This window comes from Burkholderia sp. LMG 13014, from assembly GCF_905232215.1.
GTDB lineage: Bacteria > Pseudomonadota > Gammaproteobacteria > Burkholderiales > Burkholderiaceae > Burkholderia.
The window spans coordinates 1-9,146 of the sequence record NZ_CAJNKE010000227.1; the positions used below are offsets into that span (position 1 = coordinate 1).

General features: G+C 66.8%; 9 protein-coding genes and 1 pseudogene. All 10 read left to right on the forward strand.

Translation table 11 applies throughout. The annotated features are described in order from the left end of the window. Positions 1-68: 68 nt before the first annotated feature. Positions 69-362, forward strand: a complete 294-nt coding sequence (locus JYJ84_RS20825) for a hypothetical protein (protein WP_122949896.1) — start codon at positions 69-71, stop codon at positions 360-362. A gap of 25 nt (positions 363-387) precedes the next feature. Next, positions 388-1,659, forward strand: coding sequence for a pilus assembly protein TadG-related protein (locus tag JYJ84_RS20830; protein ID WP_122949895.1), 1,272 nt, complete (start codon positions 388-390; stop codon positions 1,657-1,659). Positions 1,660-1,672: 13 nt separating this feature from the next. After that, positions 1,673-2,206: a TadE/TadG family type IV pilus assembly protein gene (locus tag JYJ84_RS20835; RefSeq protein WP_175221163.1), complete on the forward strand. Its 534-nt coding sequence runs from the start codon at positions 1,673-1,675 to the stop codon at positions 2,204-2,206. Continuing rightward, positions 2,203-2,646, forward strand: a complete 444-nt coding sequence (locus JYJ84_RS20840) for a TadE/TadG family type IV pilus assembly protein (RefSeq protein WP_122949893.1) — start codon at positions 2,203-2,205, stop codon at positions 2,644-2,646. The genes JYJ84_RS20835 and JYJ84_RS20840 overlap by 4 nt, the downstream gene beginning before the upstream one ends. A 22-nt stretch (positions 2,647-2,668) precedes the next feature. Next, a complete protein-coding gene (locus tag JYJ84_RS20845; RefSeq protein ID WP_175221165.1) occupies positions 2,669-3,877 on the forward strand; it encodes an AAA family ATPase in 1,209 nt (402 codons plus the stop codon). Between the two features lie 19 nt (positions 3,878-3,896). Next, a complete protein-coding gene (locus tag JYJ84_RS20850; RefSeq protein ID WP_122949891.1) occupies positions 3,897-5,264 on the forward strand; it encodes a CpaF family protein in 1,368 nt (455 codons plus the stop codon). Between the two features lie 33 nt (positions 5,265-5,297). After that, positions 5,298-6,275, forward strand: a complete 978-nt coding sequence (locus JYJ84_RS20855; protein WP_175221167.1) for a type II secretion system F family protein — start codon at positions 5,298-5,300, stop codon at positions 6,273-6,275. Positions 6,276-6,311: 36 nt separating this feature from the next. Then, positions 6,312-7,286 (forward strand): type II secretion system F family protein, encoded by a 975-nt coding sequence (locus JYJ84_RS20860; protein ID WP_175221169.1) that lies wholly within the window; start codon positions 6,312-6,314, stop codon positions 7,284-7,286. Between the two features lie 424 nt (positions 7,287-7,710). Continuing rightward, on the forward strand, positions 7,711-8,208 hold the full coding sequence (locus JYJ84_RS20865) for a hypothetical protein (protein WP_122949888.1): 498 nt from the start codon (positions 7,711-7,713) through the stop codon (positions 8,206-8,208). Between the two features lie 202 nt (positions 8,209-8,410). Further along, positions 8,411-9,146, forward strand: a pseudogene (locus JYJ84_RS20870) (protease modulator HflK); the annotation flags it as partial.

Sequence of the window (9,146 nt, forward strand, 5' to 3'; positions counted from 1 at the left end):
GCGCACGCGCAGATCGCCCGCTCGGAATCCGAGTCCACCGATCGTTGATGCCATCCAAGGGGACACTCATGAAATCCGCCTACCTCGTATTCGTGCGCCGCGCGGCGCTCGCCGCACCGCTTGCCTTCGCGCTTGCCGGCTGCATGTCGTCGACCCCGGTGTGGGACACCCGCTTCGGCGAATCGGTCCGCGCCGTGACACAAGCCCAGATCATCGATCCGCATGCCGCCGATCACGCGGCTGCACCGATGGTCGGCGGCGGCGCGGCCACGTCGGCGCTCGACAACTACGACAAGTCGTTCAAGCAGATCGATCCGCCTGCCAATGCGTTCGTGATCGGCATCGGCAAGTCCAACCAGTAACGACGGCACGCCCAGGGAGAACGCCATGAACAGCGCAGCTCGCTATCCGAAAGTCATGCGTCGCAGCCTGCATCGCCAGCGCGGTGCCGTCGCGATCATCGTCGGTCTCGCACTGGCGGTGATGATCGGGTTCGTCGGCCTCGCGCTGGATCTCGGCAAGCTGTACGTCACGCGCAGCGAATTGCAAAACAGCGCCGATGCGTGCGCGCTGTCCGCTGCGCGTGACCTGACCGGAGCCATCAGCCTGTCCGTGGCCGAGGCCGACGGCATTGCCGCCGGCCACCTGAACTTCGTGTTCTTCCAGAACAAGTCGGTGCAGTTGTCGACGAATGCGAACGTCACGTTCAGCGATTCGCTGACCGATGCGTTCCTGACGAAGAACTCGGTCACGAACCCGGCCAATATCAAGTACGTGCAGTGCACCGCGTCGCTGAGCAACATCGCGCACTGGTTCATCGAGGTGCTGAACGTGCTGCCGGGCACGAAGCTCGCGAACGCGGCGAGCGTGTCGGCCAGCGCGATCGCGACGGTGGGCGGTGGCCAGACGACCTGCGCGATCCCGGTGTTCGTGTGCCGCGCCACCGGCGCGCCATCCTACAACGTCGGCGACTGGATCACGTCGCCGTCCGGGTCGTCGTCGACCTACGGGCCCGGCAACTTCGGCTGGGCGGCACTCGACGGCTCGACGAACGAAACCACCCTGGCCGGCGAGCTGTCGGGCAACACCTGCAACATCACGAGCCCGCCGGACCTGAGCACCACGGGTCTCAAATCGGGGTCGCTACGTGCCTGGAATACGCGCTTCGGCATCTATACGAACGGCGCGAACGGATCGAGCGGCCAGCCCGACTTCACCGGCTACGCGTACGTCGGCCCGAACTACGGGCCGCCGGGAACGGCCGGCATCAAGGGCGACGCCTACACGCAGTTCGTGACCGACCGCACGACCTTCAAGACCTACCAGGGCGACGGCGCGCCGCCGTCGGGCAGCGGGGTCGCGACCAACGGCACGTGGTCGGCGGCCAATTACCAGACCTACGGTGGCGACCGCCGCGTCGCGCTTGCCCCGGAAGGCGACTGCTCGACGTTGAACGGCAACAGCGGCAAGGTGCACGTCACGCAATGGGATTGCGTGCTGATGCTCGATCCGCTGCCGTTCAGCCCCGGCAGCGGCGGTGTCGTCGCGCACCTCGAATATCTCGGCTCGTCGGTTTCCGGCAACAACCCATGTGCGACGCACGGGATGCCGGGCAGCGGCAGCGCGTCCGGGACCCAGGTTCCGATGCTCGTTCAATAGCGGAGAGACGATCATGAAAACCCGTCCGTTTCGCCGTTCGCGCACCCGTGGCGTCGTCGCCGTGGAGTTCGCGATCGTGCTGATGCCGATGATCCTGCTCGCGACCGGCGTGGCCGAGTTCGGCCGCGCGATCTACCAGTACGAGACGCTGACCAAGGCGACGCGCGATGCTGCGCGCTACCTGTCGGTCTGGCTGCCGACCGACAGCGCGTATCCGGTGTCGGCGGCGCAGTGCCTCGTCGTCTACGGCAGCACGACGTGCGGTGCGTCCGGCACCGAGCTGGTGCCGGGGCTCACGACCTCGATGGTGACGATCTGCGATGCGCAGCACACGACCGGCTGCAGCGACTCGTCCGACCCGTCGCAATTCGCGAGCCTGCCGACGTATGACGCGAACAACAACGCGGCGAGCGGCACGGCGTCGGGCGCCATCAACGTCGTCGAAGTGAAGATCAAGGGCTACAAGTACCAGCCGATCCCCGTGTATCCGGGGATCACGTCGATCACGTTCGGCAACATCGTCACCGTGATGAGGCAAGTGTCATGAACGCGCGCCAATTACCGCTGTCGCGCCGGCGTGGCCAGCGCGGTGCTGCACTCGTCGAGTTCGGGCTGATCGCATCGGTCCTGATCATGCTGCTGATCGGCATCTTCGAATTCGGCCGCGTGCTGTTCTACTGGAACACCGCAAGCGAAGCCGTGCGCCTGGGCGCGCGCACGGCGGTGGTGTGCGACGTCAATGCCGCCGGGGTCGCGAAGCGCGTGACCGCGCTGCTGCCGCTGCTGTCGAGCGCGAACGTGTCGGTGAACTACACCCCGGCCAACTGCACCGTGAACACGTGTTCGTTCGTGACCGTGAGCGTCACGAACGTCACGGTCAAGACGATGATCCCGTTCGTGAACGTCTCGGTGACGATGCCGCCGTTCACGACGACACTGCCGCGGGAAAGCCTGACTTCCTCGACCGGCGGCGCCAACTGCAACTGATCGAACAAACGAGGCACACGTCATGATCAACATCCTCGTAGCTTCCGACGACACCGCGCGACTCACGCAGATCGCGCGCCTCGTGGCCGACTGCGGACGCTATCGCGCGACGCGTGCGACCGGCCGACCGTCGCAGATCGAACACCGTACCGACGGGCTCGACGCGTTCGACATCGTGCTGATCGACGGCACGTTGCTCGACGCGTCCGAGCTGTCGGCGATCGAGCGGATCTGCCGGGCGCACGCCGGGCTGACCTGCATCCTCGTGACCGCGGACGCGTCGCCGAACGTGCTGCTCGACGCGATGCGCGCGGGCGCCCGCGACGTGCTGCAGTGGCCGCTCGACCCGCAGGCGCTCGGCAACGCGCTCGAACGCGCGGCCGCGCAAAGTACGCGGCACGACACCGACGACACGCGGATCGTGTCGTTCATGTCGTGCAAGGGCGGGGCCGGCACGAGCTTCGCGGCCAGCAATGTCGCCTTCGAGATCGCGGAAGGCTTCAAGCGCCGCGTGCTGCTGATCGACCTGAACCAGCAGTTCGCCGATGCGGCTTTTCTCGTCAGCGACGAAACCCCGCCGTCGACGCTGCCGCAGCTGTGCACGCAGATCGAGCGGCTCGACAGCGCGTTTCTCGATGCGAGCGTTGCGCACGTGACGGAGAACTTCCACGTGCTCGCGGGCGCGGGCGACCCGGTCAAGGCCGCCGAGATGCGCGAGGACGCGCTCGAATGGATCCTGGGCGTCGCCGCGCCGCGCTACGACTTCGTGATCTTCGACATCGGCGTCGGCATCAACCCGCTGTCGATGGTCGCGCTGGATCGCAGCGACCAGATCCAGCTCGTGATGCAGCCCACGATGCCGCACGTGCGCGCCGGCCGCCGGCTGCTGGAGATACTCGTGTCGCTCGGCTACTCGACCGACCAGATGCGGCTCGTCCTGAACCGCGCGACGCGCGCGAGCGACCGGACCCGCACCGCGCTCGAGGAAGTGCTCGGCATGAAGGCCGCCTGCACGATTCCCGACGACGCCGACACCGTGCTCGAAGCGGTCAACCAGGGCCATCCGGTATCGCGGCTCGCACGCAGCACGGCGGTCACGCGTGCGCTGCAGGGGTACGCGAAACAGCTGGTCGAAGGGGAGGTGCGCGCGGGACACGGCGCCGCGCGCAGCGAACCGCTGATGTCCAGGCTCTTCGGCCGCAAGGCCACGCCGAAGCTCAAGTCCATGTAACTCTTTCGGGGAATCGATCATGTCATTGCGCGAACAGATGTCGTTGCACCGGACCCCGCCGCTGGCGGCGGGCAGCGAACCGGCCGGCCCGGCTCATTCGTCGGTACGCGATGCGTACCAGAAGCTGCGCCGCGAAATTCACCTGGCCGTGCTCGAGCGCGTGGAGCTGGAGCGCCTGTCGCGGCTGCAGCAGGATCAGGTCCGTCAGGAAATCGCCGCGCTGATCTCGCGCATTCTCGACGACGAACGGATGCCGGCGAACGACATCGAGCGGCGGCAGCTTGCGATCGACGTGTATGACGAGATGTTCGGCTTCGGCCCGCTCGAAGCGCTGCTGCGCGACCCCGGCATTTCCGACATCCTCGTGAACACGTACCGGCAGGTTTATGTCGAACGCAGCGGCCAGCTCGAACTGACCGACGTGACGTTCTACGACGACGCGCACCTGATGAAAGTGATCGAGAAGATCGTGTCGCGCGTCGGGCGCCGCATCGACGAATCGAGCCCGATGGTCGACGCACGGCTGCCGGATGGTTCGCGCGTGAACGCGATCATCCCGCCGTCCGCGATCGACGGGCCGCTGATGTCGATCCGGCGTTTCGCGGTGAACCCGCTGAAGATGGACGACCTCGTGCGCTACCACAGCCTGACGCCGCCGATGGCCGAGCTGCTCGATGCGCTGTCGCGCGCGAAGGTGAACGTGCTGGTGTCGGGCGGCACCGGCAGCGGCAAGACGACGCTGCTCAACATCCTGTCCGGCTACATTCCGCGCAACGAGCGGATCGTGACGATCGAGGACGCCGCCGAGCTGCAACTGCAGCAGCCGCACGTGCTGCGGCTCGAAACGCGCCCGCCGAACATCGAGGGCAAGGGCGAGATCACGCAGCGCACGCTGGTGCGCAACGCGCTGCGGATGCGCCCGGACCGGATCATCCTCGGCGAAGTGCGCGGCGCGGAAGCGCTCGACATGCTCAACGCGATGAACACCGGCCACGAAGGCTCGCTTGCGACGATCCACGCGAACACGCCGCGCGACGCGCTGACGCGGCTCGAGAACATGATCAGCGTTTCCGGCCTGACGCTGCCGCCGAAGACGATGCGCCAGCAGATCGCGTCGGCGATCTCGGTGGTCGTGCAGGCCGCGCGGCTGACGGACGGCAAGCGCAAGATCGTCAGCATCCAGGAGCTGACCGGGATGGAAGGCGACATCATCAACATGCAGGAGATCTTCACGTTCAAGCGCACGGGCGTGGATCGCGACGGCTCGGTACGCGGCCACTTCTGCGCGACCGGCGTGCGGCCGAAATTCGTCGAGCGGCTGCAGGCATTCGGCATCAACCTGCCGGATTCGCTCTACGACCCGTCGCAGCGTTACGAGACGAACTGACGACAGGGCGCCGTTGGCTGCCGGGGAGGCCTCATGAACACGATCTTTTACGCCTTTGTGATTCTCACCTTCGTCGCCGTCGTGTTGACGATCGAAGGCGCCTATCAATGGTGGAACGCGCGGCACGGCACGGCCGCGCGCCGGATCGAGTCGCGCATCCGCGCGATGTCGGCCGGCGGCAACGTGCAGCAGGAGCGGCTGTCGATCCTGAAGAAGCGGATGCTCGACGAGTCGAAGCCGTTCGATCGGTTGCTGCTGCGCATGCCGCGCGTGCAGACGCTCGATCTCCTGATCCAGCAATCGGGCCTCGACTGGTCGCTGCCGAAGCTGATCGTGCTCAGCGCGGTGTTTCCGGTGTTCGCCTGGCTGGCGCTGAGCTTCGCCGCGTTGCCGCAACTGGCCGTGCTACCGATCGCGCTGTTTGCCGGATGCTTGCCGACGATGTACGTGGTGCGCTGCCGCAGGCGGCGCATGCGCAAGCTCGAACGGCAGTTGCCGGACATCTGCGACATGATCGCGCGCGCGCTGCGCTCCGGCCATTCGTTCACGAGCACGCTCGGGATGGTGAGCGAAGAGTTTCCCGATCCGATGGGCGGCGAGTTTCGCATCACGTTCGACGAGGTCAACTACGGCGTGTCATTGCACGACGCACTGACGAACCTCGCGACGCGCGTGCCGGTGCAGGACCTGCGCTATTTCGTGATCGCGGTGCTGATCCAGCGCGAGACCGGCGGCAACCTGGCCGAGCTGCTCGACAGCATCTCCGCGCTGATCCGCGAGCGCTTCAAGCTGTTCGACAAGGTGCGCGTGCTGTCGGCGGAAGGGCGGCTGTCCGCGTGGATTCTCGGGCTGCTGCCGTTCGGTACCGCGGGCGCGATCGCGCTGTTGAACCGCGAGTTCCTGTCGGTGCTCTGGGAGGATCCGGCAGGGATCAGGATGGTCGGCGCGATGCTGGTGTCGATGCTCTTTGGCCTGTTGTGGATCCGTCGCATTGTCCGGATTCGCGTCTGACGCGCAAATCGAATAACGAACCGTTGCGAGGCTGTCATGCAAAACCTGAGCGTAGTCCACGCCGTGATGCTGGGTGGCTTGTTCCTCTTCGTGGCCGGCGGCGCACTCGCCGCGATGCTGCTGTTCGCGCCGCGCAACATCCAGCGCCGGATTCAGCAGGCCGGCGGCGCCGGTGCCGGTGCCGGCGTGGGCCCGGGCGACGGCGACGACATGGCGTCGCGCTGGGTCGCGAAGCTGGTGGAACTGTCGACCCCGATCTCGAAGCTGTCGGTGCCGAAGGATGGCTGGGAGAGTTCGCCGCTGCGCATCCGGCTCATGAATGCCGGCTGGCGCAACCAGAGCGCGGCCGCGCTGTATTTCACCGCGAAGACGTTCCTCGCGCTCGCGGTGCCGTGCGCGGCGCTGCTGGTGCTGGTCACGACCCGGCTCGGGGACGAGCGCGAGATCCTGTCGGTCATCCTCGTCGTGCTCGCCGGGATCGGCTATTACATCCCGAACATCGTGCTGTCGCAGCGGATCAAGGTGCGCCAGCAGAAGATCTTCGAGGATTTCCCGGACGCGCTCGACCTGCTGACGGTGTGCGTCGAAGCGGGCCTGGGGCTCGACGCGGCACTGATGAAGGTGAGCGAGGAGCTGCGGTTCACGAGCGAGGTGGTCTCGAGCGAACTCGACCTGCTGCTGCTCGAGATGCGCTCCGGCTTCACGAAGGAGACGGCGCTGCGCAATCTCGCGCTGCGCACCGGTGTGGAGGATATCGAATCGTTCTGCACGATGCTGATCCAGGCCGATCGCTTCGGCACGAGCATCAGCGAATCGCTGCGCGTGCTGTCGGACATGCTGCGCACGCGGCGCCGGATGCGCGCCGAGGAGCGGGCCGCGAAGATCGCGCTGAAGCTGCTGTTCCCGCTGATCTTCTGCATCTTTCCCGCGCTGATGCTGGTGCTGCTCGGGCCGGCGATGATTCACGTGTATCGCGTGCTGTTGCCGACGTTCGCCGTGATGGGGCATTGAGCAGCGCGCCGGCGTCACGCCGGAATCGTCGGAATCGTCGGAATCGTCGATAAAGGTTTTGCGTGCCGGCCGGCCACCCCCGCCGGACGGCACGGCAACAGGCTTCATGGAGGCTCCCTCCCCAGGCGGCACCGCGAGACAGGTTGACCATAGCGGCGTCAATGCATCCTGGACCCATGGTCGGCCATGGAACTAGCCGTAGTCCACCGCCTTACCGGCTGCCCCCTACTGCTAACCTGAATGCCGGCGAAGTTTGCCGGCATCGCGTTGTGCGCGACGACGCGGAGGTCGCGGATCGCGACCGGCGTGTCAGCTGCATCCCGGGCGCAATCGCGGCGATGACAGGATCGGCGCCGCGCGATAGCATGGTCGGCAATCGCGGCGCTGCACGCGCCATGTCCGGTCGAGATACGACAGGAGAACCATGCCGACGCTGACGATCGAACCGCTGGAGCCCCACGAGCGCGCCCGCTTGCGCGGAATGAAAGGCGGCGGCTTGCTGATCGTCGTGGTGGCGCTCGTGTTTACCGCGGTGCCGGTCGGCCTCGTCTTCCTCACGGAGCGGATGGCGTTTCCGCTGCTGACGTTCCTGTGGGTCGCGGGGATCGTCGTGATAACCAGCCTGAGCGTGTATCTGATCGGCAAGTGGTACGAGCACAAGGTCTCGCTCGACCTGAAAGCCAACCGGAAGTTCGTGCTCGACACCACGGTGGCCAGGCTCGACGTGCGCCGTGTGGGTGGCGTGCCGAGCTATTACCTGCTGATTGCCGACGACGGCCCCGACGTGCCGCGTCGACGCTTCGACGTCGACCAGGACACCATTGACAATTTGCGTAACGGCGAGCGTGTCCGTATCGCGTTCGTACCGAATTCCGGCCGGGTGCTGGAGATCGAGTCGGCGACGTACCGGCACCGGATCTGAATCCGGGAGGGTTCGCCGCGTGGGCGACCGGCGATCGCGTCGGCCGCAAGGCGGCGGAAAGGTTCGATCCCTGAGACTGTTTCGTCCTGCGCGCCAATCGCATCGATGCCTTGAGTTTCATCATCCGCCGCGCTACATTGCCGCTCGCAGCATTCCGCACGGACTCCTGCGCATCCTGTAACGCGTACGTAAGGAACCCCCGATGGGGCAACAGGCGGAAGGCAACGACGACATTCCCGGCAGCCCGGCCGGCCGCGACGCACTCGCGCCGGTCGCAGGCGCCGCCGCGTTGCTGGTCGCCGCGCTCGGCACGCTGGGTGCCGTCGACATCCTGCCTGCCGACCTGCGCTGGTGCGCACCGCTCGCCAGCGCATGGTGCAACGTACTCGTCGTCGCGATCGGCGTGCTGCTGGCCGGCCACGCCCGCCGCCATCCTCCGGAAATATCGGCCGCCACGCTGATCGGCGACTGGCTGCGCAATGCGTTCAGCCGCAAGCATGAACCTGAGCGCGACGACAACCCGTGGCCGGCGATCGCCGCCGCGATCGACTGGCGGCCGTGGGCCGTCACCGCCGGCGGTGTGCTCTCAGTCACGCTTGCCGCACTCGCGTGGCAGCCACCGTCGCCCGTCATGCTGATTCGCGCGATGGCTGCGCCCGAACCCACGCTCGCGGCTGGCGCGGCAGGCATCGTCCTCGCTTTTCTGACACTCGTCGCCGAACGCCATCATGCGGCGGCAGCCAGCGGCTCGGCGGTGTCCGCGTCGCTCACGCGGGTGCTGCGCGTCGCGCTCGTCACCGCGCTCGCGGGGGCACTGGCCACCGCCTGGTTCGCGTTCCGGCACCGCACGGCGGACAGGCTCGTGCACGCGGTCGCGCTGCTCAACGCAGCCGTTGCCGCCGAACTGGCCCTGCGCGGCGTGCTGTCGTGGTTTTCAG

Coding starts and splice junctions, on each gene's coding strand:
- JYJ84_RS20825 (WP_122949896.1), top strand. CDS start 69: ATGAAATCCGCCTACCTCGTATTCGTGCGCCGCGCGGCGCTCGCCGCA.
- JYJ84_RS20830 (WP_122949895.1), top strand. CDS start 388: ATGAACAGCGCAGCTCGCTATCCGAAAGTCATGCGTCGCAGCCTGCAT.
- JYJ84_RS20835 (WP_175221163.1), top strand. CDS start 1,673: ATGAAAACCCGTCCGTTTCGCCGTTCGCGCACCCGTGGCGTCGTCGCC.
- JYJ84_RS20840 (WP_122949893.1), top strand. CDS start 2,203: ATGAACGCGCGCCAATTACCGCTGTCGCGCCGGCGTGGCCAGCGCGGT.
- JYJ84_RS20845 (WP_175221165.1), top strand. CDS start 2,669: ATGATCAACATCCTCGTAGCTTCCGACGACACCGCGCGACTCACGCAG.
- JYJ84_RS20850 (WP_122949891.1), top strand. CDS start 3,897: ATGTCATTGCGCGAACAGATGTCGTTGCACCGGACCCCGCCGCTGGCG.
- JYJ84_RS20855 (WP_175221167.1), top strand. CDS start 5,298: ATGAACACGATCTTTTACGCCTTTGTGATTCTCACCTTCGTCGCCGTC.
- JYJ84_RS20860 (WP_175221169.1), top strand. CDS start 6,312: ATGCAAAACCTGAGCGTAGTCCACGCCGTGATGCTGGGTGGCTTGTTC.
- JYJ84_RS20865 (WP_122949888.1), top strand. CDS start 7,711: ATGCCGACGCTGACGATCGAACCGCTGGAGCCCCACGAGCGCGCCCGC.